This is a genomic window from Sorangium sp. So ce385 (assembly GCF_051474135.1).
Classification (GTDB): Bacteria; Myxococcota_A; Polyangia; order Polyangiales; family Polyangiaceae; genus Sorangium; species Sorangium cellulosum_D.
In genome coordinates this window covers 6,361,958-6,386,796 of record NZ_CP150337.1, presented here as the reverse complement: position 1 = coordinate 6,386,796, position 24,839 = coordinate 6,361,958, and the positions used below count along the sequence as shown (strand labels likewise).

The window sequence follows — 24,839 nt, the reverse complement described above, 5'->3', positions numbered from 1 at the left end:
AGCCAGGGCGCCCGTGTACCATTTCGCGGCCGCCTTCAGGTGGTGTCGACCAGCATCCACGCAGCTTCTGCGACCGGTTGCGTCGGCTGCACCGGCTGCACTCCCTTCTTCGCAAGGAGCGTCCATGTCCCCTCGACCTTCCTCCCTTACCGTCTCCTCCGTCATCGCCCTCTCCCTTACGCTCGGAGCATCGGGCTCCGCGAGCGCCGAGCCGGTGATCATCACCGGAGATCCGGTCGCTCCGCTCCCCGCCGAGAAAGGCGCCGGCCTGTGCGGCGCGCACAGGATATCGACCGACCCGGAGGGCGACTTCTACGTCTCGCCGGCCACGACCGAGGGTTTCATCGAGAAGATGACCGCGTTCTTCGATGCGGGGCAGCCCGAGACCGATATCGAGAGCTTCGTGGTGAGCGCGCCGCTCGATTTCTCGAACAACTACGCCGCCGGGAACGAGTGGAGCTTCGGCGATTTCATTAACGCGGTCCCCGACTGTTCGGAGGGAGGCTGCGATTTCGCGTCGAACGAGCCCGACGTGTCGTTCGGCATGCGCCTGCGCGGCTATCTGGCCGTGACGCCCGAGCACGTCGAGCAGCCGGTCCACTTCGGCCTCTTCGCCGACGACGCCGTGGCCCTGGTGCTCTACGACGCGGAGCAGACCGCCTATCCGGTGCTGGCGCAGCCCCTCAAGCTCGGCCTCACCGCGTGGCGCATGACGAACACCGTCACGTTCGCCAAGGAGGGCCTGTATCCGATCGAGGTCCTCTACGCCGGCATCGCCGAGCATTCGGCCCTCGAGGTGTCTTTGTTGGTCGGCGAGTTCGAGGATTTTCAGCTCGGCGCCGGAGAGACTGGCAGCATGAGCCTCGCGGAGTCCGGCTTCGCCATCGTCGAGCCGGCGTCGCTCTATCAGGCCTTGTCGGGCGGCGACGCGGACCAGGACGAGGCGTCCTGTACGCAGTGCGGCCGTGAGTTCATCCACCAAGTCGGAAACGACGGCTGCGCCGAGGGCTCGTACTGCAACAGCGCCGCGCTGTGCGCGCCGTGCTCGCTCGACGAGTTCTGCGGGCCCACCTGCCAGCGTTGCGACGCCCAGACGCCGCGCTGCGCCGTGGTGGAGGGGACGCCGGAGTGCGTGGCGTGCGTGAGCGACGGGGACTGCGATGACGGCGAGGTCTGCGACCTCGAGGCGCACGCCTGTGTCGAGGCCCCGGACGAGCCCGGCGCGGGCGGCGCGGGCGGCGCTGGCGGGGACGGCGCGGGCGCGGCGCCCGGCGCGGGCTCGGACGGCGATGACGGCGGCTGCGGGGTCAGCGGCGAGCGGCGGTCGGGCGGTGGGCTCGCCTTCGCGCTCGCGGGGCTCGGGCTCGCGCTCGCTGGCGCTCGTCGCCGGGCGCGGGCGGCCTCGCGGTAGAGCGCGCTCACGGAGCGCGCCTCGCGCTGAGGTCCGGCGGCGCGGCCGGAGGGGCGCGGCTCCTCCGGCCGCGCGGCTTTCTCCGGCGGCGCCGCTGCCCTCCGGCGGCTCCGTCTCCTCCGGCCGCGCCGCCTCGGCGCGGTCAGGCGGCCGCCGGGCCGCGCCGCGGGAGGCGCTGCAGGATGTCCGTCGTCTCGGCGCTCTGCTTGAGCCCGGCGAGGCGCTGCTCGATGTCGCGCCTCAGCACGGCCGCCATCACGGGCTCCAGCACCGCGGCGAGGACCCGCGGGCGCGCGGTGAAGTTGTAGCGGAAAGTGACGCGGGTCCGCCGCGGCGACAGCGCCTTGAAGAGCCACGCGCCCGAGAACTGGCGGAAGATCCGCGGCCCGTCGACCATGGTGATGGCCACCTGCTCCGGCGGGTTCAGGGTGATGTACCTGGCCTCCATGGACAGGCCGTTCTTTGCCCGCACCCACACCCGCACGCCGACGGCGGGCTCGGTCGCGCCGTCGCGGTAGCGCATCTCGCGGAGGAACGGGTCCCACTCGAGCCGGAGATCGTAGTCCTGGGACAGCGCGAAGAGCTCGTCGGGAGCGGCGTCGATCTCGGCGGTGCTCTGGATCGTGGGCATGGCGCTGAGGATAGGGCCGCGGGGATCGCGGTGGCGAGGGCGCGCTGCGCTTCCAGCTCCTGCGCGCCCGATGGCGCTGAGTCGTCTGGGCTCCTCCGGGGAGGAGCAGCGCATTCACGCGCTCATCGAGCCGTAATTGGCTGCCGGTGTGGCGCGCGCCGGCTCGTTGACGTCTCGCGGGGACCCGGGTAGTCCGCCGCTCATGGGTCACCGATCGGCGCTGGTGCTCGTTGTCCTGGCTACTGCGGCGTTTGCGCTGGGCGGCTGCAACCGGGGGTATCAGACGGCCGCCGAGCTCGAGTCCGCGGAGCGCGGGCCGACCCACTGCGCCAGCTCCTGTTACTCGCTCGGGATGCGGATGTCCGCCTTCGTGCTCGTGGACCGCGCCGTGGCGGGCTGCGTGTGCGAGCCGGTGCAGGCGCCGGCCGGCCCTTCCGCGGCGGCGCCCCCGGCCGGAGCGGCTCCGACGGCGCCGCCTCCCGCTGCCGCGCCGCCTCCCGCTGCCGCGCCGCCCCCGGCGGCCGCGCTCCCGGCCGCGCAGCCCCAGAGCCGCGTGTCGGCGGCGGCGGCGGGCTACGCGGCGATCGAGGCGTACCGGAACCAGCAGGAGGAGCAGCAGGCGCTGCGGGCCACGCAGCCGAAGTGACCTGGCGGGGGGCGGCGCGACGACCTGCCCCTCGGAGGAGGCCCACAGATCCGTTCGCCGTTGGCTCTTGGAGGAGCCCGCGTGGCATACTCGGCAGGACCATGAACGAGCCGGCGCGCAAGATCATCTGGACGTACGCCGAGTATCTCGACCAGGAGCGGGCGAGCCCGACGAAGCACGAGTTCCTGAACGGCGAGATCTTCGCGATGGCCGGCGGGACGCCCGAGCATGCGCGCCTGTGCCTGAGCGTCGGCGCCGAGCTCCGGGCGCACCTCCGCGGGCGGCCCTGCGCGGTCTACTCGTCGGACCTGCGCGTCCGGGTGCAGGCGACCGGGCTCTCCACGTACCCGGACGTCAGCGTCGTTTGCGGCAGGCTCGAGCGCGATCCCGAGGACACGGACGCCGCGCTCAACCCGATCGTCCTGATCGAGGTCCTCTCCGACAGCTCGGAGGCGTACGACCGGGGGCAGAAGTTCGCGCACTACCGGCGGATCCGCTCGCTCCGGGAATACGTGCTCGTCTCGCAGCACGAGCCGCGCATCGAGGTGTTCCACCGCAACGAGGATGACTCGTGGACGCTCCGGGAGGCGCGTGCTGGGGAGGGGGCGGAGCTCCAGGCGATCGGGTGCACCCTGTCGGTCGACGACGTGTACCGAGATCCGCTCGCCCAGGCCGCGCCGGCGGCGGAGGGGTGAGTTCGGGAGTCGCGATGAGCTCCCGACGGTCGGCTGGATGAGCGGCCTGCTCTGAACATCGCTGCGCAGCGGGCCGATGTTGCGGGCGACGTCGATGATGAACGCCCCCGCAACGGCTTGGGGCCATCCACGGGTAAGCGCGCGTCCAGAAACGAGGACCCACAGCGCTCGATCCCGAAACGTGCGGGCGCCTGTAACGCCCGGGCCTGCTCGCGGGATGAGCCGGTGGACCCGACGAAAGGACCCCCATGACCGCGCCCCTGGCCTCCCGAGCCTCGCTACGTACGATGCCTCACATGGCTGCGCCGATGCCCGTGATGGTCGACCTCCGGCTGGATCCGGGGGGCGACGTGATCCTGAGCTGGACCGAGGCGCCGGGCGCCAGGAACAAGGTCATCCGCCGCGACGAGATCGCGCGCCTCCAGCGCCTGGCCGACGCGGTGAGCCTCGCGGAGAGCGCGGGGCAGGGCGCCGCGATCGACGGTGCCCGCACCGCGCTGAGCGACGCCCTCTTCGAGCTGCTCGACGGCCCCGAGCGCGCCCTCGCGCAGCGCATCGCGCGGGCGGAGGCCGAGCGCCGCCGGCTCGATCTCGTCGTGCGCGCGCGGAGCGACGACCGCGGCGCCCTGCGCGCGCACCCCGCCACGTGGATGCGGTGGGAGCTCCTGCCCTTCGCGGAGACGCGCCGCCGCGGCGCGCCGCCGCTCACGGTCGTGCTGCAGCTCGGGCCGCAGGACCTCGCCGCGCCGCGCGCGCTGGACGGCGGCGGCCTGCGCATCCTGTTCATGGCGTCCTCTCCCCACGACGCGCCGCCCGAGCTCGACTTCGAGCGGGAAGAAGAGGAGCTGCTCGCCGCGATCGCGCCCTTGGCCGAGCGCCGCCGCGCCCGCATGCGCGTCGTCGAGGAGGGCACGCTGGAGGATCTCCGCGCCGCCCTGCTCGTCGAGCGCTTCGACGTCGTGCACCTGAGCGGCCACGGGGTGCTGATGCCCGACGGACCGCGGCTCGTCATGGAGGACGCGTTCGGCGGCGCGCGCCTCGTCTCGCCGGCGGAGCTCGTCGACGTGCTGGAGCGCGCGAAGGTCATGCCGGAGCTCGTGATGGTGTCGTGCTGCCACAGCGCCGAGGTCCGCGGCTCGGTCGCGAGCTTCGCGGCGGAGCTCGTGGCCGCCGGCGTGCCCAACGTGCTCGGCTGGACGCGTCCGGTCCGCGACGAGCTCGCCACGCTGGCCGCGTCGGCTGCGTACGAGCAGATCGGCACCGGCAAGACGCCGGTCGAGGCCGCGCAGATCGCGCGCGAGCGGATGCGCCGCGCCGAGGACGGCGCGTCCGCGCCGTCGCATGCCTGGGGGACGCTGCACCTCGTCAGCGGATCGGCGGCTGGGTTCCGCGTCGACGATGGCGCCGAGCCGCTCAGCGAGCGCGTCGATCGCGACGAGATCTACAAGTTCCTGGGCAGCCACATGCGCGTGCTCAAGGCGGGCTTCGTGGGCCGGCGACGGCTGGTGCAGCGGCTGCTCCGCGTGCTCCTCCGCGGGCAAGACCCGCAGAGGAGCGGGACGCGCGACGTGGCGGGCGCGTGTGTCTTCGGGATGAAGGGCGTCGGCAAGTCGTGCGCGGTGGGCCGGACGATCGAGCGCGCCAAGCAGCACGCGCCGGAGCTCGCCGTGGTGGTCCTGCACGGCGCCGTCGACGAGCGCGCCGTGCTCGAGGCGTTCGAGCAGGCCGTTCGAGCCGGCGGAGCAGACCGGGCCGCCGAGGACATGCTCGCGCGCGCCGAGGAGATCGTGCTCCAGCGCGTGCGGCGCCTGATGGAGCGCTGGCGCAGGCGGCGCGTGGTCATCGTGCTCGACGACTTCGAGCAGAACCTCGAGCGAAGCACGGGCGGCCCCTGGCTCGTGAAGCCCGAGGCGGCCGCGCTGCTCGAGGCGCTCCTGCCCACCTGCGCGACCGGCAAGCCGAAGCTCTTGATCACGTCGACGGCCGCGTTCCGGGTCCCGGGGGCGAACGACCGGGCGCTCGCCTTCGTGCCGCTCGGCGCGCTCGACGGCGCGGCCGTGCGAAAGCTCTGGATGCGGGGGCAGGCGTCGAACGAGCTCGCGAGCGTGTCGCTCAGGAGCTGGCACGACCTCGCCGAGCGGCTGGGGCGCAATGCGCGTGTCCTCGCGTGGGCGCGCGCGCTGCTCGCGGGCAAGCCGGACGAGGAGCTCGCCGCCGCTGCGGCCAGCGCGTCGGCGGCGCTGCCGGTCTGGGCGCCGGGCGACGAGGCGAGCGAGGAGGAGCACGCCAAGCTGGCGGGGCTGTTCTTGCGCCACATGGCCTACGAGCAGGCCCGCGCGGCCTTCGGTGAGCCGGCGCTCGAGTTCGTGAAGCGGGCGCGCGTCTTCGAGGACGCGGTGCCCAGGGAAGCCTTCGCGGCGCTGGCCGAGGGGCTCGAGGTCGACCTCGACCGGGACCTGGACGTGCTGGCGAGCTGGGGGCTGCTGGAGGTGGGTGAGCTCGACGGCGCGCGCGCGTACCGGGTGAGCCCGCTCGTGGAGCCGCGGTTCGAGGCGGGTGAGGCCGCGCGGTGGCATGAGGCAGCGGCCGAGGCCTGGGAGGCGCTGGCCAACAAGGCGGCGAGCGGCGCGGTGTGGCTCGAACGTACCGAGGCGGCGTGGGAGCATGCGCTGCGGGGCGGGCATGTGGCGCGCGCGGAGCGCCTCGCGGGCCGCATCGACGCAGCGTTCCACCGTGCGGGTCTCTACCGCCACAACGTGCGGCTGGCCGAGCGCCATGTGGAGGCGCTGCCGGAATCGCCGTTCGGGCATCGGTGGCTCGGCTACGCCGAGTTCAAGGCGGGGCTGTCTCCGGCCCGCGCCGGGGAGCGCATCCGGCGGGGCCATGCGCTCCTCGTCGGTGCGCACGGCACGGAGGAGCACCCCGACGTGGCCGCGTCGCTGCACGCGCTGGGCGGCGTGCTGAGGGCGCAGGGCGACTTTGCGGGAGCGCGGAAGGCGCTGGAGCGCTCGCGCGACATCTTGGCCAAGGTGCACGGCACGGAGGAGCACCCCTCCGTGGCAGCGCCGCTGCACGCGCTGGGTGACGTGTTGATGGCGCAGGGCGATCTTGCGAGAGCGCGAAAGGCGCTGGAGCGCTCGCTGGCGATCGATGCCAAGGTGCACGGCACGGAGGAGCACCCCGACGTGGCCGCGTCGCTGCACGCGCTGGGCGGCGTGCTGAGGGCGCAGGGCGACCTTGCGGGAGCGCGAGAGGCGCTGGAGCGCTCGCTGGCGCTCCATGCCAAGGTGCACGGCACGGAGGAGCACCCCGACGTGGCAGGGTCGCTGCACGCGCTAGGCGGCGTGATGAGGGCGCAGGGCGACCTCGGGGGAGCGCGAAAGGCGCTGGAGCGCTCGCGCGACATCTTGGCCAAGGTGCACGGCACGGAGGAGCACCCCGACGTGGCAACGTCGCTGCACGAGCTGGGCGGCCTGCTGGAGGCGCAGGGCGACCTTGCGGGAGCGCGAAAGGCGCTGGAGCGCTCGCTGGCGATCCAGGCCAAGGTGCACGGCACGGAGGAGCACCCCTCCGTGGCAACGTCGCTGCACGCGCTGGGCGGCGTGCTGATGGCGCAGGGCGACTTTGCGGGAGCGCGAAAGGCGCTGGAGCGCTCGCTGGCGATCCAGGCCAAGGTGCACGGCACGGAGGAGCACCTCGACGTGGCCGCGTCGCTGCACGCGCTGGGCGGCGTGCTGATGGCGCAGGGCGACTTTGCGGGAGCGCGAAAGGCGCTGGAGCGCTCGCGCGACATCTTGGCCAAGGTGCACGGCACGGAGGAGCACCCCTCCGTGGCCGCGTCGCTGCACGAGCTGGGCGGCGTGCGGATGGCGCAGGGCGACCTCGCGGGAGCGCGAAAGGCGCTGGAGCGCTCGCTGGCGATCCATGCCAAGGTGCACGGCACGGAGGAGCACCCCTCCGTGGCAACGTCGCTGCACGCGCTGGGCGGCGTGCTGAGGGCGCAGGGCGACTTTGCGGGAGCGCGAAAGGCGCTGGAGCGCTCGCTGGCAATCAAGGCCAAGGTGCACGGCACGGAGGAGCACCCCTCCGTGGCCGCGTCGCTGCACGCGCTGGGCGGCGTGCGGATGGCGCAGGGCGACCTCGCGGGAGCGCGAAAGGCGCTGGAGCGCTCGCTGGCGATCCAGGCCCAGGTGCACGGCACGGAGGAGCACCCCTCCGTGGCCGCGTCGCTGCACGAGCTGGGCGGCGTGCGGATGGCGCAGGGCGACCTCGCGGGAGCGCGAAAGGTGCTGGAGCGCTCGCGCGACATCTTGGCCAAGGTGCACGGCACGGAGGAGCACCCCGACGTGGCCGTGTCGCTGCACGCGCTGGGCGGCGTGCTGATGGCGCAGGGCGACCTTGCGGGAGCGCGAAAGGCGCTGGAGCGCTCGCTGGCGCTTCATGCCAAAGTGCACGGCACGGAGGAGCACCCGGAGGTGGCAGCGTCGCTGCACGAGCTGGGCCGCGTGCTGAGGGCGCAGGGCGACCTTGCGGGAGCGCGAAAGGCGCTGGAGCGCTCGCGCGACATCTTGGCCAAGGTGCACGGCACGGAGGAGCACCCCTCCGTGGCCGCGTCGCTGCACGCGCTGGGCGGCGTGCGGATGGCGCAGGGCGACCTTGCGGGAGCGCGAAAGGCGCTGGAGCGCTCGCGCGACATCTTGGCCAAGGTGCACGGCACGGAGGAGCACCCCTCCGTGGCCGCGTCGCTGCACGCGCTGGGCGGCGTGCGGATGGCGCAGGGCGACCTTGCGGGAGCGCGAAAGGCGCTGGAGCGCTCGCTGGCGATCCATGCCAAGGTGCACGGTACGGAGGAGCACCCCTCCGTGGCCGCGTCGCTGCACGAGCTGGGCGGCGTGCGGATGGCGCAGGGCGACCTTGCGGGAGCGCGAGAGGCGCTGGAGCGCTCGCTGGCGATCGAGGCCAAGGTGCACGGCATGGAGGAGCACCCCTCCATGGCCGCGTCGCTGCACGAGCTGGGCGGCGTGCTGAGGGCGCAGGGCGACCTTGCGGGAGCGCGAAAGGCGCTGGAGCGCTCGCTGGCGATCGAGGCCAAGGTGCACGGCACGGAGGAGCACCCCTTCGTGGCCGCGTCGCTGCACGAGTTGGGCGGCGTGCTGAGGGCGCAGGGCGACCTTGCGGGAGCGCGAGAGGCGCTGGAGCGCTCGCTGGCGATCCAGGCCAAGGTGCACGGCACGGACGAGCACCCCGAGGTGGCAGCGTCGATGCACGTGCTGGGCGGCGTGCTGAGGGCGCAGGGCGACCTTGCGGGAGCGCGCAAGGCGCTGGAGCGCTCGCGCGACATCTTGGCCAAGGTGCACGGCACGGAGGAGCACCTCGACGTGGCAGCGTCGCTGCACGAGCTGGGCGGCGTGCGGATGGCGCAGGGCGACCTTGCGGGAGCGCGAGAGGCGCTGGAGCGCTCGCTGGCGATCCATGCCAGGGTGCGCGGCACGGAGGAGCACCCCTCCGTGGCCGCGTCGCTGCTCGCGCTGGGCGGCGTGCGGATGGCGCAGGGCGACCTCGCGGGAGCGCGAGAGGCGGCGGAGCGCTCGCTGGCGATCCAGGCCAAGGTGCACGGCACGGAGGAGCACCCCGACGTGGCAACGTCGCTGCTCGCGCTGGGCGTCCTGCTGGAGGCGGAGGGAGAGCTCGATCAGGCAGCGGGGCACTATCGCCGCGTCCTGGCCATCAAGAAGAAGTGCTTCGCTTCGCTCGACCAGTACCACTCGGCCGAGACCGAGGTGGCGCTCTCCAGGGTGCTCTTCCGTCTCGGTCAACAGGATGAGGCCGGCGATCTCCTCCGACATGCCCTTCATGTCCTCGCCGAGCAGGTCCCGAGCCACCCCATCCTGCAGCAGTTCCGCGCTTTGATGCCGGACCAGCCAGGCTAACGTCGTTCCACCCGTGCCCCTCGCCGACCTCCTCGCCCGCGCCGCCATGCTCTCGGCTCCTTCCGACGCGACCGATCTCGCGCGGCTCCGCGCGCTCCTCTTCGGGCGTCTGCGCGCCACCGGCTGGGCGCCCTCCGGCGACCTGCGCGGCCGTCCTCCGGGCCTCGTCGACAGCGACGAGGCCCTGCTCGCCGTCCTCGTCCGGGGCGACGCCGCGGCCTTCGACGCGCTCTTCGATCGCCACGCCGCCCGGCTCAACGGCTACGCGCGGCGACGATTGCAACTTCAACCCGCGGACGCCGCCGACGCCGTGCAGGAAGCCTTCCTCATCCTGTTTCAGAAGGCAGAGGCCGTGCTCGCCCACGAGCCCGTGAATGTCCCCGGCTTCCTCTTCGGCACCTTGCGCAACAAGGCGGCGCACCTCATGGCCGCGCGCTCGCGCGAGGTCGCCGACGGCTCGCCGGACGACCGTGAGCTCGCGCTCGACGAGGGCGGCCTCACCGCGCTGCTCCAGCGCGAGACCGCGGAGAAGCTCGCCTCGCTCCTGGAGCGCGCCTGCAATCCGCTCGAGCAGGAGGTCGTTTCCATGGCTCTCGACGATCGCGACGGCCCCGAGATCGCGCTCGCGCTCGGCATCACCCCGAACCACGTGCGCCAGCTCCGCCACCGCGCCCTCCGCAAGCTTCGCGAGGCGCTCGCCGAGGAGGAGCCGTCATGAGCCCGTCGCCCTATCCGGCGCCGCCCGCCTGCACCGATCCGCGACTCGGCGCCCAGGCGACCCAGGCCCTCGGCGCTTCCCCACCGGCCGCCGTCGCCGCGCACCTCGCGCTCTGCCCCGCCTGCCGCGTCCAGCGCGCCGCCTTCGCCGGCCTCGGCGCCCATGCCGTCCCAGCCCCTCCGGAGCTCCGCGCTCGCCTGCGCCAGCTGGCGCTGCGCCGGTGGCCTGCGCCGTAGCGCTGCCCGCTCGCCCACACACCGGGCAGCGCGCCGGCGGACGAGCCGCGGATCGCTCCACCGCCACAGCGCCGTGCCGGATGACACCACGCGTGCCCGATCCCGTGCAGCGGGGCCTGCCGGGTGACACTACGTGTGCCCCTCCGCATACGGCTCTGCCTGCGAAATGACACTACGTGTGTCCCGCCGTTTACAGATCTGCCTACGAACTGACACTACGTGACCCCATCCACACCCGCCCCAGGCTCCGCGGTCACGGGGTGCGCCTCCCCTCGCAGCCCCACCCCCGTCGCGTCGAACTCCTGCGCTCCTCCGAGCACACATCCGGCGCCGCTCTGCCCCCACGGCCTCGCTCGCTCGGATCTACGTTCCCACGATGGCCAAAGCCAAGACCCAACAACAACACACCGGGAAGTCGCCCGCGGCGGCTCCCACGGCACACGCAACCTACCGCGCCTGCTACCAGCGCTTTGCCCCGCTGGCCGCCGATCTCCCGGAGCGCGACGTCGAGGTCTGTCGCGCGGACGTGCGGATCGCCTTCGCCAACGTGAAGCGCGGCGTCCAGGCCGCCTGCGCCGACCCGTCGCGCATCCGCAAGGCCCTTCCCGAGCTGCCGCTCGATGACGTGCTCGCGCTGCCGGACCTCGGCCGGGCCCTGGTCTTCGCCGCCACGCGCGTCACGGCGAAGGCCGCGAGCTCTCGTGAGATCGACGCCAAGCTGAAGCTCGTCATCGAGCTGCGCGAGCCGATGCTCACGCTCGCCGAGACCCTGGCCAAGCGCGGCTTCCTGCCGAAGGACGTGGTGGCCGAGATCCGCGCCGGAAGCGGCAAATACGACCTGGCCAGCGACGGCATGGCGCTCGCTCACCTGTACGAGGAGCACGCGGGCGCGCTCCGCGGAAAGCACCCCTTCACCCAGGAAGAGCTCGATCAGCTGCGGGAAGCGAGCGAGTGGCTGCTCGACACCCTCACCCCCGAGGGCGCCCGCCGGCCCGCGGCCAAGCAGCGCGGCGAGGCCGAGAAGATGCGCGACCGGCTCTGGACCCTCCTGGTCCGCCGGTACACGGACCTCCGGAAGATCGCCTATTACTTCCACGGCGACGCGTTCGAGGACGTGACTCCCAAGCTCCTGTCCCGCCTGTCGAGCGCCGCCGCCGAGGACGGGGGCGAAGAGATCGAGGCCGAAGACGGCGGCAGCGAGGACGCCGACGGGGGAGGCAGCGGCGGGGCCGTCGAGCAGCCCGCCAGCCCGCCGTCGCCGTAAACCGCGCTCGACCCCGAGCTCGCCTTCCTGCGCGCCGTCGAGGCACGCGGCTTGCGTTTTCATGCAGCGCAGAGGGCGCGGCCGGTCTCATGGCGGGATCGCTCGACCCTGGAGCAAGGCGATGGACGGCGCAGCCAGGGACATCTTCGTTATCAGCGACCTGCACCTCGGCGACGGCGGCGTGCGCGACAACTTCGATAGCGGCAAGAAGACGCCACAGCTGCGCGCATTTCTCGACCACGTGGGCAGCGAGGGGGGCGAGCTCTTCGTCCTCGGCGACCTCTTCGAGCTCTGGCAGATGAACCTCAGCCTGCTGCTCGTGAAGCGGCGGCCGCTCCTCGACCAGCTCGCCACGCTGCGCCTCACCTATGTGCCCGGCAACCACGACATCGATCTCGCGCACTTCATCGACACGGACTTCCTCCATCACCCCTTCTTCGCCCGCATGCGCGCGCCGTTCGTCCGGGAGCTCGGGGGCAGGCGATTCCGCTTCTCGCACGGGCACGAGACCGATCCCTTCAACGCCGGCGACGATCCCGGCTTCGGCCGCATGCTCGCCATCTTCGCCGGCGTCTGGGAGGACGAGAACGGCTCTCCGCTCCTCGAGAGCGGCGAGAGCGTGGAGGACGTCCTCGAGCAGTTCGGCGAATCGATGCTGACCATCTGGCGGCGCGCCCTTTCGACGATGCACGGGCGCGGCCCCGAGCGGGACGTGCGCCCCACCTCGGCCCTCACGCCGGCACAGAACCCGGATCGGCTCGGCGAGCACGTGGCCGGGGTCCGCGCGGCGCTCGAGAGGGGCGACCATGACGTGGCGGTGCTCGGGCACACCCACAAGCCAGGTCGTATCGGCGACTGGTACTTCAACAGCGGCTCCTGGACCGGCCCCAAGAACCCCTTTCTCCGCATCTCCCCGGACGGTCACGTGCGCTATCTCGAGTGGAAGGATGGCCGCGAGATCGAGCGCGAGATGCCCGTGGTGCGCCCGGAGGCGGGGCCCGGCCGCGCGCCGCCGGTGAAGAAGAACCCGATCGCCGCGGCGCACGCCGCCGCGCGGACGCTCTTCCCGAAGCCGACCCGGCCGGAGCGCTCCCGGTGGGTCCTCATCGCGCAAGGCGCCCTCGCGCTCGCGGTGGGCGCCGGCGCCCTGACCATCTCGGTCGGTCAGGGCTCGTCCGCGGGGTGGCGATTGCTCGTCTCGGCGTTCGCGGTCTACGCGCTCGCCGATGGCGCCCTGTCGCTGCTCGGGGCGTCGCGCGAGCCGCCCGTCCGGCGCCTCCTCTCGCGCGTGCGCGGCGTGGCGAGCCTCCTGCTCGGCCTCCTCGTGCTCCGGCGCGGCTACGTGGTCGAGATCTTCGTGGTCCTCGTCGGGATCTGGGCGTTCGTCTCCGGCGCGCTGCGCGTCGCGGCGTCGGTCGTGCTCAAGGGGATGGTGGAGTCGAGGTGGCTCTTCCTCGTGGGCACAGGCTCGATGCTCGCCAGCCTCGCCCTGCTCTCGCTCCCCGCGTCGGCGGTGCTGCTCAAGTACGCGCTCGCCGCGTATCTCTGCTACTACGGCGCGGGAGAGCTCCTGGCCGGCATCTTCGGACAGCGGCTGCCCAGGGCGGGCTGGGCTCCAGGCCCCAGCCGCGCACAAGGTTGCGGTAGCCGCTAGAGCGGTTCTCAGCTGCGACGGAGACACCGTGCGTCGTCGATGACGCCGAGGACGTGACGTCATCGGCCGAGACGCTCAGGGCGACGAGGCCTCGCCCGCAGAAAAGGGGTCGGAGCCCCGAGCGCGCCCAACTACGGTAGCTCCAGCCATGAAGACCGCCCTCCCGACCCCCGCCTCCCGCGCCCCGCTCACCGCGCTCGCCGGGCTCGCCGCCCTCGCCGCGGGGGCCGCCTGCGTGCAGCCGCACGCCCCCCCGCCGGCCGAGCCGCCCAAAGCAGCCGCGCCAGCGCCCCCCGCCGCCCAGGCCGCGCCCTCGGCGCCGCCGTTCGGCCAGATCCCCCGGCTCGACGTCAACCGCATCGCCGTGGAGCTCGATCTGCCGCTCTTCTGGATCGCCGATCGGAACGGCTCGGGGGCCGTCGAGCCCGACGAGGTCGCCGCCCTCTGGCACCACACCAAGGCGCCCGCCTGGGTCGCCGCCGGGGCGTTCACCCCGGAGTTCACCTCGGCCTACGCCGCCATGCTCAAGATCAAGGCCGAGGGCCACCCGCGCGCCGGCCTCGACGAGGCCGAGCGGCGCCGCCGCGACGCCGTGCTCGCCGAGCTCGCGGCCGGCCGGCCGTCGCTCCTCCGGTCCGACTTCCGCGGCGCGTCCGCCGAGGACCGGGCCATCGTCGGCCACCTGCTCAAGGTGGCCGCGCTGATCGACCAGATCCACGCGAAGCAGCTCGGCTCCGCCGGCATGGCGGACAAGATCCCGGCCGACGACCCGGCGAGCCGGGCGCTCTTCTGGCGCAACCAGGGGCCCTGGTGCGAGCAGCCGAAGACCCGCGACGATCCGAACTGCAGCGCGCTGCCCGGCAAGCCGCCCCGCGTGACCGGCGCCTACCCGGCGCGGCTCCAGCAGGACAAGAAGTTCTGCGCCGCGCTCGAGGCGCGGCGCGACCAGCAGGCGCTCCTCTCGCCGTTCACCGTGGTCGTCGAGGACGGCGGCGCCCTCAAGGCCGTGCCGTACAGCGAGGCCTACAAGCCCGAGATGGAGGCGGTGAGCCGGGAGCTCAAGGCCGCGGCCGAGGCGATCCAGAGCCCCGGCGAGGCCGCCTTCAAGGCGTACCTGCTCGCGGCGTCGCAGGCGTTCCTCGACAACCAGTGGGAGCTCGCGGACGAGCCGTGGTCGAAGATGAACGCCGAGAACTCGGCGTGGTACCTGCGCGTGGGGCCGGACGAGACGTACTGGGAGCCGTGCAGCCGCAAGGCGGGCTTCCACGTGAGCTTCGCGCGCATCAACCAGGAGTCGCTCGCCTGGCAGAAGAAGCTCGACCCGGCGAAGGCCGACATGGAGGCGGCCTTCGCGAAGCTCGCGGGCGCGCCGTACAAGGAGCGCAAGGTCGCGTTCCACCTGCCCGACTTCATCGACGTCGTGGTGAACGCCGGCGACTCGCGCGCCGCGACCGGCGGGACCGCGGGGCAGAGCCTGCCGAACTGGGGGCGGGTCGCGACCGAGGGCCGCGGCCGCACCGTGGCCATGGTGAACCTCGACGACGACGACAGCCGCGCCGCCCTGCGGCAGGCCGCCGCGTCGCTCCTCTGCAAGGCCACGATGGAGAGCGTCTCGCTCGAGGGGCCCGTCGCGACGCTCGGCACGGTGCTGCACGAGGCGGCCCACAACCTGGGGCCGACGCAGAACTACAAGGTGAAGGGCAAGACCGACAACGAGACCTTCGGCGGGCCGCTCGCCACGATGTTCGAGGAGCTCAAGGCCCAGACCGGGGCGCTCTTCTTCACCGGCTGGCTCGCGCAGCGGGGCGTGCTCGATCCGGCGCTCGCCCGCATGGCCGAGACGCTGGAGGTATTCTGGGCGCTGCGGCAGGTGGGGCAGGGGATGTACACCGCGGACGGCGAGCCGCGGCCGTACGGCCAGCTCGCCGCGATCCAGCTCGGAAGCCTGCTCGACGCGGGCGCGCTCGGCTTCTACCGCGGCGAGGCGGCGGCGAACGGCGCGGACATGGGGTGCTTCGCGATCCAGGCCGACAAGCTGCCCGCCGCGGCGGAGGCGCTCGCGAGGACGGTGCTCGGCGTCAAGGCGCGCGGCGACAAGGCGGCGGCGCAGCGCCTCCGCGACGACTACGTCGAGAAGGAAGGGGCGTGGAAGGCGCTGCGCGGGGTGATCGAGGAGCGCATGCAGCGCGTGCCGCTCGGCAGCCTCGTGTACGCGATCGAGCTGTAGCCGAGTCCGCCTGCAATCCTGTCTGGATTGTCGGATGCGCGCTGCCCGCCCGACGGCAACACCGGCGCGCACCGCCGCGTACCGGCGGCGAGCCGGGCGCTCGTACCCCGAGACGAGGTGTCAGGCCTCGGCGCTCACGAGGCGTGGAGGAGCCGACGTGCGCCCGTGATGAGGCGCTGGATCGCATCGCGTTCCGGCAGCTCATCGAGATGGCCGTGCACGATGGCATTTCGAAGCTCGATCGCATCCCGGAGCGGAACGAACTCCTCCTGGTCGACGTGCCCCCCGGAGACGAGATGCTCGACCAGCGCGGTCAGCGACTCCTTCTTCGGAAGCTCGCCTGCGGCGAGCAGCCTTCGGCGCGCGGACGCCTCGAACGCCGCCGCCGCCAGCAGCATCGCCGCTGCAAGCTTGTCCTGATCGAGCAGCGCCTCGGCGTTCGTGAGCTCCGCCTCGATGCGCTCGGGGGCCGGGAGAGGAGGAGGATCACGATCGACGGGCACGATCTTGAAGTGCCACCCGGGTCGGGTGCGAACCAGCCTGGCGATCTCGTCCCAGCGGGGAGCCTGGGGCGCGCCGCGGATGCCTCGAATGGTCACTTCGACGACGTGATGCTCGCCGTCGCGCTCTGCCAGGATGTCGGCTCGGAAGGGGCGCCCGCCTTCGAGCGCGAACGGCAGCACCGCCTCCTTCCGAACCTGGAACCCCTTGCTCGCGTACTCGTCCGCGAGCTTCTGCACGGCTCGGTCGTGCTCTTCACGTGCGTTCATTTCGGCAACTCCACGTGGTTCGGATGCTCGTCGACCACGCAAACGTAGATGAAGGGCTGCTCCGCTGCCACCCACTCCGCCAGGTGCCCCAGGAGCGCCGCAGGCGGATCGACGATCTCTGTCTTGGCGAGATCCGTCTTGCGCACGATCCACTCGCTGACGATCGTGTCATCGTAGTAGGCGATTCCTTTGAGCGCGTCGGAGATGGGCTTGATGATGTTGTCGACGTCCAGATCCGTCGACCCGAAGTAGAAGTAGACGAGGATGCCTCGGCACTCCCCGTAGAGCTCGTCCTCTTCCTTGATCGCGTCCCGCGCGGCTTGCGCCACGCGCCGCTTCCACCGATCCATCTTGTCGCGGTCTTTGGCTTGCGACGAGACCGGGATCCCTTTCACCACGAGCTCCAGACGGACCACGTCGGCTTCCTCTTGGCTGGTATCTTCATTCGGCTCGCGGGTCGCGTCCGCCATCGGGGGCAGTGTCGCGATGGGGAGCCGTCGCTTCAAGCACAAGCACCAGTTGCGGAGCAGCTCGCGCTGCCGCGACGCTTTCGTGCTACAGGCGCGAGCCAGCGATCCCTCCCCCTTGGGGCGCTCACGCGGCGGCGCCTGCCGTGACGCTCGCCCTGGGATCGCCCGGTGCACACGGAGCGCGCCCCATGACCTCGCCGCAAACACACGAGACGACGCTGCCCGCCGGCAGGTCGACGCGGAAGAGCGGTGACCTCGCGCGCCGCGCCCTCGGCCTGCTCGCGCTCGTCGGCCTCCCCGCGCTCGGCCTCGGCGAGCTCGCGGCGCACGTCCACGCCAGCCGGCGCGCGCCGGGCTTCGACGCGTGGCGCGAGGTGAAGGCGCCCCTCGAGGCGATGCGGCAGCCCGGCGACCTCGTGGTCGTCGCGCCCGCGTGGGCCGATCCGGCGGCGCGCCGCGCGCTCGGCGACGCGCTGATGCCCCTGCGCGACGCCGCGCGGCCCGACGAGAGCCGGTACGCGGCGGCCGTGGAGATCAGCGTCCTCGGGCAGCGCGCCGAGGAGCTCGCGGGCTTCCGCGAGGAGGCGCGGCAGGAGCACGGCCGGTTCACGCTCCGGCGCCTCGCGAACCCGTCGCCCGCGCGCGTCGTCTACGACTTCGTCGATCACGTCGCGCCCGCGTCGGCGGACGCGCGCGTCACCGATCCGCCGGCCGCGTGCCGCTGGAACCCGCGCGCGCGGGTGGCCGCCGGCGGCCTCGGCGGCCACCCGACGTTCCCCGCCGAGCGCTTCGAGTGCCCGGGCGGGCCGTTCTTCAACGTGGGGGTGACCGTGATCGCCGACGAGGAGTTCCGCCCGCGCCGGTGCATCTGGTCGCACCCGCCCAGGGACGGCGAGATCGTCACGCGCTTCCGCGATGTGCCGCTCGGCTCGGTGATCCGGGGGCACGCGGGCATGTACTGGATCATCGAGCGCGAGCGGCAGGGCGCGCCGGTCACGCTGTCCGTGCGCGTGAACGGCGAGACCGTGGGCGAGGCGACGCACCACGACGGCGACGGGTGGGCGGCGTTCGAGTTCCCGCTCGCCGCCCACGCGGGCGCCGCGAAGGCCGAGGTGGAGTTCGCCGTGAGGTCCGCGGATTACACGCACCGCCACTACTGCTTCGAGGCCGACACCCGATGAAGCGAACGGCGCCCCTCGCGCCCGCCGACGGGCTGATCGCGATCGCGCTCGCGGCGGCGTACGTCGCCCTGCTGCTCGCGACCGCGGGCGATCTCGGCTACGCGCGCGACGAGGGGTTCTACTTCTTCGCCGCGAACCGCTACGGCGCGTGGTTCCAGGCGCTCCTCGAGGCGCCGCGCGCCGCGCTCCGCCCGGAGGTGGTCGACGCCGCCTGGTCGGTGAACCACGAGCACCCCGGCCTGATCAAGTCGCTGTTCGCGCTGTCGAACCTGCTCCTCCAGAAGCGGCTCGGGCTCTTCGCCATGGAAGGCACGAGCTACCGCTTCCCGGCGATGGTGCTCTCGGGCGCCGGGGTCGCGCTCGTGTACCTCTGGGGAACGCAGGCGCGCGACCGGCTCGCCGGCGCGTCCGCGGCCGTGCTCTTCGCGATGCTGCCGCGGTACTTCTACCACGCGCACCTCGCGTGCTTCGACGCGCCGATCGTGACCGTCTGGGCCGCGTGCGCCTACGCGTACTGGCGCTCGCTGCGCGACGGCGGCGCGCTCTGGCCCGTGCTCACCGGCATCACCTTCGGCCTCGCGCTCGACACCAAGCACAACTCGTGGTTTTTGCCGATCGTCTGCGTCGCGCACGCCGTCGCGCTGGAGCTCCGGGAGCGGATCGTCGCGCGCCCCGAGGCGGCGGAGGCCGCGCCGGAGGACGCCTCCGCGGCCGCGCCGGCGCCGCCGCGAAGGGCCCGGCGCTCGGTCGCCGCGCTCGCCGCGATGGCGACGATCGGCCCGCTCGTCTTCTACGCGCTCTGGCCGTGGATCTGGCGCGACACGCTCGCGCGCCTGCGCGAGTACGCGTCGTTCCACCTGAACCACGAGTACTACAACATGGAGTTCCTGGGCCGGAACTATTGGACGCCGCCGATGCCGAGGGCCTACGCGCCCGTGATGACGGCGGCGACGGTGCCCGCCGTGACGCTCTGCCTCTTCGTCGCGGGGCTCTGCGCGGCCGCGCGCGAGCGCCTCGTCTACCCGCTCGCGCGGGCGGCGGCGCGGCTCGCGCCGGAGCGCGGGAGGCTCGCCGCCGCCCGCGCGCTCGCCGCGCGCCTCCGCCCGCCGCCGCCCGACGCCGGCGGCACGGCGCTGCTCTGGTTCCTCGCCATCGCCGCCGTCTACGGCGCGTGGCTCTCGCCGAGCACGCCGATCTTCGGCGGCACCAAGCACTGGATGACGGCCTATCCGTTCGTCGCCCTGTTCGCCGGCGCCGCGTTCTCCGCCGCGGTGCGGCGCGCGCGCGTCGGGCTCCGCGCGCTGCTCGTCGCCCGGCGCGGCTCCGGCGCGACCGCCGGCGCCTTCGCGCCGCGGGCGGCGCTCGCGGCCGCGGCGCGCGGGCCGCTGGTCCCGGCGCTGCTCGGGGCGGCGGTGGTCGCGGCGCCCATCGCCGAGACGCTGCACGCGCACCCGTGGGCGCTCTCGGCCTACACGCCGCTGGTCGGCGGCGCGCCCGGCGCCGCGAGCCTCGGGCTGAACCGCACCTTCTGGGGCTACACCACGGGCGCGGTCGTGGACTACCTCAACGAGCACGTCCCGCCCCGGGGGACGGTGTACATCCACGACACCGCCGACCAGGCGTGGGACATGCTGCTGCGCGACGGGCGCCTGCGGAAGGACATCCGCGGCGTCGGGGCGGTCGCGGGCGCGGACTTCGCCCTCTACCACCACGAGAAGCACATGCTCGGGCAGGCGTACCAGGCGTGGGTCGCGTTCGGGACCACGAGCCCGGATCACATCGGCGGGCTCGACGGCGTGCCGGTGATCCTCGTCTACCGGAACCGGGCCCGCTGAGGGCGATCAGCGCTTCTTCGCCGCCGCCTTCTTCGCCGGCGCCTTCGCCGCCTTCTTCGCGGGGGCGGGCGAGGACTTCTTGGCCGCGGGGGCCTTCGCCGCCTTCTTGGCGGCGGTCGCCGCGGTCTTCGCCGTCGCCGCCCGCTCCGACGCGGGCGCTTTCTTCGTTGCTGCCGCCGCCGCCTTCTTCGCCGGCGCCTTCTTCGCGCCCCGCGCCGCCGCGGCCTTGGGCTTGGTCGCCGCGGGCCGCTCGGACGCCGGCTCGGCCGGCTTGCGCGGCTTCCCGCGCGCGGCGAGCTTCTTGGACGGCGTCTCGTCGTCGAGCTCCTCGCCCTCGTCGTCGAGCTCCTCGCCCTCGTCGTCGAGCTCCTCGTCGTCGAGGTCCTCGCCGTCCGCCTCGTCGTCGAGCTCCTCGTCGTCGAGGTCCTCGTCGTCGTCGAGGTCCTCGTCCTCGAGATCGTCGTCCTCCTCGAGGCCGTCCTCCTCGAGGTCGTCGTCCGCGCGCACCGGCTGCGGCGCAGGCTCGCGGCGCCGCGACGCCGGGGCTTCGCCGCGCTGCGGGGCGGCGGCCGGCCTGCTCGCCGCGCCGGGCGCGCCGAGCGGCTCGCCGAGCAGGGCGGCGACGTCGCGCGTGAACTCCGTCATGTGGCTGTCGACCTCGAGCGCGTCCTGCTCGGACAGCGGGGTGAGCTTGAGCCGGAGGACGCGGTCGCCCGCGATCTCCCACGACGCGGCGCAGCCGCCCTCGCGCAGCATCCTCGAGGCGATGGCGTCGATCCGCTGGCGCAGGCCGGCGCGCGCGCCGGGCTCGATCTTGCGCTGCAGCTCGAAGCGGCGCTCCAGCATCGGGAGCGTCACCACCTTCGCCTCGACCAGATCGGAGAGCTCGTCGGCCACGGCCTCCTCGATCTCGAGCCGGGCGTCCGGGTCGCTGCTCCCCAGCGAGAACGTCGCCTCGCGGAGCTCGGGATCGTAGGACGTCAGCTTGCCGCCGGCGCTCTGGGCCGCGCGCGCCAGCGACTCGCGCAGGACCTCCGCCGGCGCGCGCTTGCCGACCGTCGAGGCGACGTACCCGAGCGTGTCCAGCCGCACCTGCACCGGGCCGTCGTCCTCGAGGCCGAGCTCGGGCCGCGGGCCGAGCAGCGCGTCGCGCATCACACGGAAGACGTCGCGCTTGATCACGTTGTCCTCGGTGAAGATGTCCTCGACGTGCTCGGAATCCATGAGCGTGCTCGTCAGGCTCGCGACGAGCTCCTCGACCTGGTCGTCGATCTCGTCGGTGCCGAACGTGGTCGTGACCTCCCCGTCGACGAGGGCCCACGGCTCGAGCCGGGGCGCGATGGCCGCGATGTCCGCGGACATCTTGTCCTCGAGCTCGCGCGCCAGCGCGGTCGCGCCGCCCCTGGCCACGAGGATGTGCCCGTGAGCCTTCAGCGCATCGACGATGCTCGTGGAAAGTCGGCGGGAGAGGTTGCGCTCGTTCACGAGGCGCGCAGCTTACACGGTTTGCGCGGCCTGGCGATACTTCGGAGCGCGCGGATCGGCCGTGCTCAGGGGTCGTTCTCGATCACCTTGATCAGCACGCCGCCGATCCGCTCCGGGATGGCCGCGCGCGCTGCCTCGGCCCCTCCGGACCGGACGCTCACGCGGACGATGAAGCCGACCCCGTCCTCTCGCTCGACCCCGACGCCGACACACCACGGCTCGCCGGCGATCTTGGCCTTGAGCTCGTCCTTGGCCCGCCGGGCCGATCCCACGTCGCTCATCTCGTTCACCTCTCCGTAAGTTGGAGCGCGAGCGCGCCGCTGCATCCGCCCGCGCTCACTCGCTGTATCCGACCGCCAACACCTGCCACGTCGCGGGCGCGTCGGCGACATCGACGATGCTCGCCGTGAACTCGCCGCTCGCCGACGGGGCGAGATCGCCGCCCGCCACGGGGATCTGACCGACGCTGACGATCTTGCCGTCGGCGCCGTAGAGCGAGACGATCGCGAGCACGGACCGGGCCGCGAAGGCGGACTCGTTCGTGATCCTGCCGGCCACCTGGTACGGGCTCTGCCCGCGCGTCGGCGTGAATTTCGTGTCCGCGATGCTGAGCTTGGCCAGCTTCCCCCGGAACGTGGCGGGCGCGGGGGCGACCTCGGCCTTGAACGTGGCGAGCCCGGGGGGACGCTGGGTGGCGAACGCGCAAGGGACCTTCTCGCCCGGCGGCAAGAGGCGCACCTGGGTCGCGCAGTCGCCGCTCAGGAGGGCGACGTCGCCGGCGCCGTAGAGCGTGATCTTCGCGCTCGGGGAGCCGATGGGCACCGTGCCGGTGTTGTGGATCTCGCCGACGAAGTGCAGGAGCTTCCCGGCGCGCGCCGGGAAGCTCCGGAGGTCGCGGATCTCGGCGCGGAGCACGCCTCGCTCCGCGGCCGCGCCGGGCGCGTCGGCGGGGGGATCGGCGACGGGCGCCGTGGGCAGCGGCTCGGGGAGGCGGGCGATCTCGCGGGCGGTGACGCCCGTGGAGAAGTAGATGACCACCGCGCCCGCGAGGATGCAGAGCAGGAAGACGGCCCCGCAGCCGATGCCGAGGATCAGCGCGAGGTTCGACCGCCGCGGCGGAGGCCCGACCGGCGCGCCGCCGAAGCCGCCCGGAGCGGGGCCGAACCCCTGCGGGCGCGGGCCGTAGCCGCCGGGCGGGCCGTAGCCGCCGGGAGGGCCGTAGCCGCCCGGAGGACCGTGGCCGCCGGGAGGACCATGGCCGCCCGGCGGGCCGTAGCCGCCCGGCGGGCCGTAGCCGCCCGGCGGAGGGCCGTGGCCGCCCGGAGGGGCTCCACCCGCCGGATAGCCGCCAGGGGGATGGTTTGCCGCGCCGAGCGGTGCGCCCTGCTGGTCCATGCGGCCCGCAGTATGCCGGAAAAGAGGCCCGATCGATCCACCCCGCGGCGCGCCGCTCAGAGGTGCCGGCGCGCGATCTCGGCCCACGTGCCGGTCGGCTCGATCTCCAGGTACCTGCGCCAGCACGGGCGCGCCTTCGTCGGATCGCCGATCTGCTCGTACGCCATCGCGAGGTTGTAATAGGCGTCCGCGAAGCGCGGATCGCTCTCGATCGCGCCGCGGAAGTACCGGATCGCCTCGGCCGCCCGGCCGCGCTCCAGCATCACGTAGCCGAGGTTGTACTGCGCCTCGGGCTGCGCCGCGTCGAGCTCGAGCGCCTTCATGTAGAGCGCCTCGGCCTGCTCCTCGGCGTTGCGCCGGAAGCAGATGTTGCCGAGGTTCGTGTACGCGATCGCCAGCCAGGGGTCGATCTCGAGCGCGCGGCGGTAGAGCGCCTCCGCCTCGTCCATCGTCGCCGGATCCTCGTCGAGCTGGCTGGCCTGCATGTAGAGCTCGTAGGCCGTGCGCGCGCGATCCCTGCCGACCCGCGGGCGGAGCACGCGCACGACGTCGTCGCGCAGCTCCTTCACCTCGAAGTCGAGCACCATCTGCCCGGTGAGCGGCTCGAACGCGCCCGACGCGCTCCGGACCACGACCGCCTTGCCGTCGAAGGCGACGCGGAGCTCGGCGAGGGGGCGCGTCACCTTGGGCAGCGCGGAGCGGATGTTGTCGATCGCCCGCGCGACGTCGCGCAGGCGCACCTTGCGCGCGATGAGATCGCGCGCGGCGCGCAGGGCGATCAGATCCGAGAAGGTGTACGCGCGGCGCCCGCGCCGGCGGCCGCTCGGCGGCGCGATGCCGGCGCGATCGAGCGAGCGCAGTCGCCCGGGCGAGATGCCGAGCAGCCGCGCGACCTCGGTGCCGGTGAACATGTCGGTGACCGGCTCGCGCGCGCCCGGCGCGGGCTGCGGCGCCTCGGGCTCGCCGATCCGCGGGGGGGGCGGGGGCTCGGACACCCGGCCCCCACCAGGGCCGAACACGACGTGGATCACCTTGTCGGAATCGCCGGAGGCGGAACGGTCCTTCTTGCTCATCGCAGCGTCGCGGGCTCCGCGCCGAGGATCGACAGAAGCAGGGCGCGCCGTGTGGAGCGTACCCCGCCTCGGGCCGGAGCGCTCCCGTTCTTCACGTGGGCACGCGCGTCAAGAGGGCACGCGGCGGAGGGCGCGAGCGATCGCCGCGGCGCCGCGCCGGCGCGCGGCGCTCGGGGTGCATTTTTGCTTTCGGTGACGATCAGAGGGGCGATCACGCGCGCGCCGTCCTGTCCGTGGTGAGCAGCACGCGCGCCGTGACGTCCACGGTCAGCGCGAACGAGACCGCCGCCGCGCGCGGCGCGAGCCCGCATCGGATCTCGGCGTGCATCGGCCCGAGCGGGCCGCCCGCCCGCGCGGCCGCCTCGCGCTGCGCGACGCGGAGCGCGCGCAGCCGCAGGTGGGGGTCGAGCGCGAGCGCCCGGTCGAGCGGCGCCGCGAGCGGCGCGTCCGGCGGCAGCGCGACGAGCAGGCTGGTCGACCCGTAGTACACGAGCGCGCCCCCCTCGCTGCGCGTGCTGCCCTCGCTCACCACGTCGGCGCCGTCGAAGAGGGCGTGGAGGCGCCCCGCCGAGCAGGCCACGAGCTCGACGTGACGCCGCTGGAGGAGCGGAGGTCGCTTGACCTTCGCCAGACCGGGACCGGGGAGACGCTCGCTGCGAGACATTCCGATCGCGATCGTGGCATCGCCGCGCGCAGCTTCCCAAAAGCGCGCGTAGATCCGCACAAAGTTGCGGAGGCGCCCGCTTTTGTGCGGGACGCAGGGGGCCGCGCGTCGGCGACGAACTTGGCCACGCGCGGCGCGCCTTGCCACGATGCGCGCCGCGCCGAAGGGCGCGAAGGAGCGACGAGCGACCATGAGCTACACGGGCAACGAGCGCCGCAGGCACCGCGTCTTCATCACCCGCAACACGGAGTACCACGTCCGCGACGAAGTCTGCGTCGCCGTGCGCGACCGGGCGGCGCGGAAGTTCAGGACGTCGCACCTGGCGCTGCACCTGAAGCTCCAGGGCGCGGTCCGGATCAACCCGAACGGCGTCGTGATCCCGGAGCCGCACAACGCGCGCGTCGGCTCGCCGATCTACTTCACGCAGATGGACCCCGACGGGCAGGAGCGGCAGGTCGTGACGAGCCGCGTGGAGCGGATCGAGCGGCCCGAGAAGAGCACCGTGCTGCAGTACCCGTCGTGACGCCGCGGAGGCCGCGCCGGGCGGCGCGGCT

20 protein-coding genes are annotated in these 24,839 nt (G+C 73.3%); 12 read left to right on the top strand and 8 right to left on the bottom strand.

Annotated elements, in window-relative coordinates; genetic code table 11:
• The first annotated feature begins 124 nt into the window (after positions 1 to 124).
• Complete coding sequence (gene traA, locus WME83_RS23305; protein WP_437321481.1) at positions 125 to 1,411, top strand: outer membrane exchange protein TraA family protein; 1,287 nt, start codon at positions 125 to 127, stop codon at positions 1,409 to 1,411.
• A gap of 142 nt (positions 1,412 to 1,553) precedes the next feature.
• Here traA and WME83_RS23300 read toward each other — a convergent pair whose 3' ends face one another.
• On the bottom strand, positions 1,554 to 2,042 hold the full coding sequence (locus WME83_RS23300; protein WP_437321480.1) for a type II toxin-antitoxin system RatA family toxin: 489 nt from the start codon (positions 2,040 to 2,042) through the stop codon (positions 1,554 to 1,556).
• 223 nt (positions 2,043 to 2,265) lie between these two features.
• On the opposite strand from WME83_RS23300, the gene WME83_RS23295 reads away from it, so the two are divergent.
• The 8 genes from WME83_RS23295 (at position 2,266) to WME83_RS23260 (ending at position 15,412) form a co-directional block, all read left to right on the top strand.
• Positions 2,266 to 2,688: a hypothetical protein gene (locus WME83_RS23295; protein WP_437321479.1), complete on the top strand. Its 423-nt coding sequence runs from the start codon at positions 2,266 to 2,268 to the stop codon at positions 2,686 to 2,688.
• A 101-nt stretch (positions 2,689 to 2,789) separates the two neighbouring features.
• Positions 2,790 to 3,383: a Uma2 family endonuclease gene (locus WME83_RS23290; protein WP_437321478.1), complete on the top strand. Its 594-nt coding sequence runs from the start codon at positions 2,790 to 2,792 to the stop codon at positions 3,381 to 3,383.
• Positions 3,384 to 3,679: 296 nt separating this feature from the next.
• Positions 3,680 to 9,313: a tetratricopeptide repeat protein gene (locus tag WME83_RS23285; protein WP_437321477.1), complete on the top strand. Its 5,634-nt coding sequence runs from the start codon at positions 3,680 to 3,682 to the stop codon at positions 9,311 to 9,313.
• 13 nt (positions 9,314 to 9,326) lie between these two features.
• Positions 9,327 to 10,031, top strand: a complete 705-nt coding sequence (locus WME83_RS23280; RefSeq protein WP_437321476.1) for an RNA polymerase sigma factor — start codon at positions 9,327 to 9,329, stop codon at positions 10,029 to 10,031.
• Positions 10,028 to 10,267 (top strand): hypothetical protein, encoded by a 240-nt coding sequence (locus tag WME83_RS23275; protein ID WP_437321475.1) that lies wholly within the window; start codon positions 10,028 to 10,030, stop codon positions 10,265 to 10,267. Before WME83_RS23280 ends, WME83_RS23275 begins: the two co-directional genes overlap by 4 nt.
• 376 nt (positions 10,268 to 10,643) lie before the next feature.
• Entirely contained in the window at positions 10,644 to 11,531 is an 888-nt protein-coding gene (locus WME83_RS23270; protein WP_437321474.1) for a hypothetical protein, read from the top strand.
• A gap of 121 nt (positions 11,532 to 11,652) precedes the next feature.
• Positions 11,653 to 13,185, top strand: coding sequence for a metallophosphoesterase (locus WME83_RS23265; protein ID WP_437321473.1), 1,533 nt, complete (start codon positions 11,653 to 11,655; stop codon positions 13,183 to 13,185).
• A 148-nt stretch (positions 13,186 to 13,333) separates the two neighbouring features.
• The gene (locus WME83_RS23260) at positions 13,334 to 15,412 is read left to right on the top strand and encodes a hypothetical protein (protein ID WP_437321472.1); all 2,079 of its coding nucleotides are present in this window, start codon (positions 13,334 to 13,336) and stop codon (positions 15,410 to 15,412) included.
• Positions 15,413 to 15,546: 134 nt separating this feature from the next.
• On the opposite strand, the gene WME83_RS23255 is transcribed toward WME83_RS23260, so the two are convergent.
• Together WME83_RS23255 and WME83_RS23250 are read right to left on the bottom strand one after the other, a co-directional pair.
• Positions 15,547 to 16,182, bottom strand: a complete 636-nt coding sequence (locus tag WME83_RS23255) for a hypothetical protein (protein WP_437322029.1) — start codon at positions 16,180 to 16,182, stop codon at positions 15,547 to 15,549.
• On the bottom strand, positions 16,179 to 16,652 hold the full coding sequence (locus WME83_RS23250; RefSeq protein WP_437321471.1) for a RusA family crossover junction endodeoxyribonuclease: 474 nt from the start codon (positions 16,650 to 16,652) through the stop codon (positions 16,179 to 16,181). The genes WME83_RS23255 and WME83_RS23250 overlap by 4 nt, the downstream gene beginning before the upstream one ends.
• Before the next feature lie 188 nt (positions 16,653 to 16,840).
• On the opposite strand from WME83_RS23250, the gene WME83_RS23245 reads away from it, so the two are divergent.
• Both WME83_RS23245 and WME83_RS23240 read left to right on the top strand, forming a co-directional pair.
• Positions 16,841 to 17,833 (top strand): hypothetical protein, encoded by a 993-nt coding sequence (locus tag WME83_RS23245; RefSeq protein ID WP_437321470.1) that lies wholly within the window; start codon positions 16,841 to 16,843, stop codon positions 17,831 to 17,833.
• On the top strand, positions 17,830 to 19,668 hold the full coding sequence (locus tag WME83_RS23240; RefSeq protein WP_437321469.1) for an ArnT family glycosyltransferase: 1,839 nt from the start codon (positions 17,830 to 17,832) through the stop codon (positions 19,666 to 19,668). The genes WME83_RS23245 and WME83_RS23240 overlap by 4 nt, the downstream gene beginning before the upstream one ends.
• A 6-nt stretch (positions 19,669 to 19,674) precedes the next feature.
• Here the strand turns inward: WME83_RS23240 and WME83_RS23235 are convergent, their stop codons facing one another.
• From WME83_RS23235 to WME83_RS23215, 5 genes are all read right to left on the bottom strand, one after another.
• Positions 19,675 to 21,153, bottom strand: a complete 1,479-nt coding sequence (locus tag WME83_RS23235; protein ID WP_437321468.1) for a hypothetical protein — start codon at positions 21,151 to 21,153, stop codon at positions 19,675 to 19,677.
• A 65-nt stretch (positions 21,154 to 21,218) separates the two neighbouring features.
• A complete protein-coding gene (locus tag WME83_RS23230) occupies positions 21,219 to 21,434 on the bottom strand; it encodes a hypothetical protein (protein ID WP_437321467.1) in 216 nt (71 codons plus the stop codon).
• A gap of 55 nt (positions 21,435 to 21,489) precedes the next feature.
• Positions 21,490 to 22,548, bottom strand: a complete 1,059-nt coding sequence (locus WME83_RS23225) for a hypothetical protein (RefSeq protein WP_437321466.1) — start codon at positions 22,546 to 22,548, stop codon at positions 21,490 to 21,492.
• A 56-nt stretch (positions 22,549 to 22,604) separates the two neighbouring features.
• Positions 22,605 to 23,621 (bottom strand): tetratricopeptide repeat protein, encoded by a 1,017-nt coding sequence (locus tag WME83_RS23220; protein WP_437321465.1) that lies wholly within the window; start codon positions 23,619 to 23,621, stop codon positions 22,605 to 22,607.
• Positions 23,622 to 23,832: 211 nt separating this feature from the next.
• A complete protein-coding gene (locus tag WME83_RS23215; RefSeq protein ID WP_061628896.1) occupies positions 23,833 to 24,285 on the bottom strand; it encodes a hypothetical protein in 453 nt (150 codons plus the stop codon).
• 190 nt (positions 24,286 to 24,475) lie between these two features.
• Between WME83_RS23215 and WME83_RS23210 the strand changes: the two genes are divergently transcribed.
• On the top strand, positions 24,476 to 24,808 hold the full coding sequence (locus WME83_RS23210; protein ID WP_437321464.1) for a hypothetical protein: 333 nt from the start codon (positions 24,476 to 24,478) through the stop codon (positions 24,806 to 24,808).
• Positions 24,809 to 24,839: the final 31 nt, after the last annotated feature.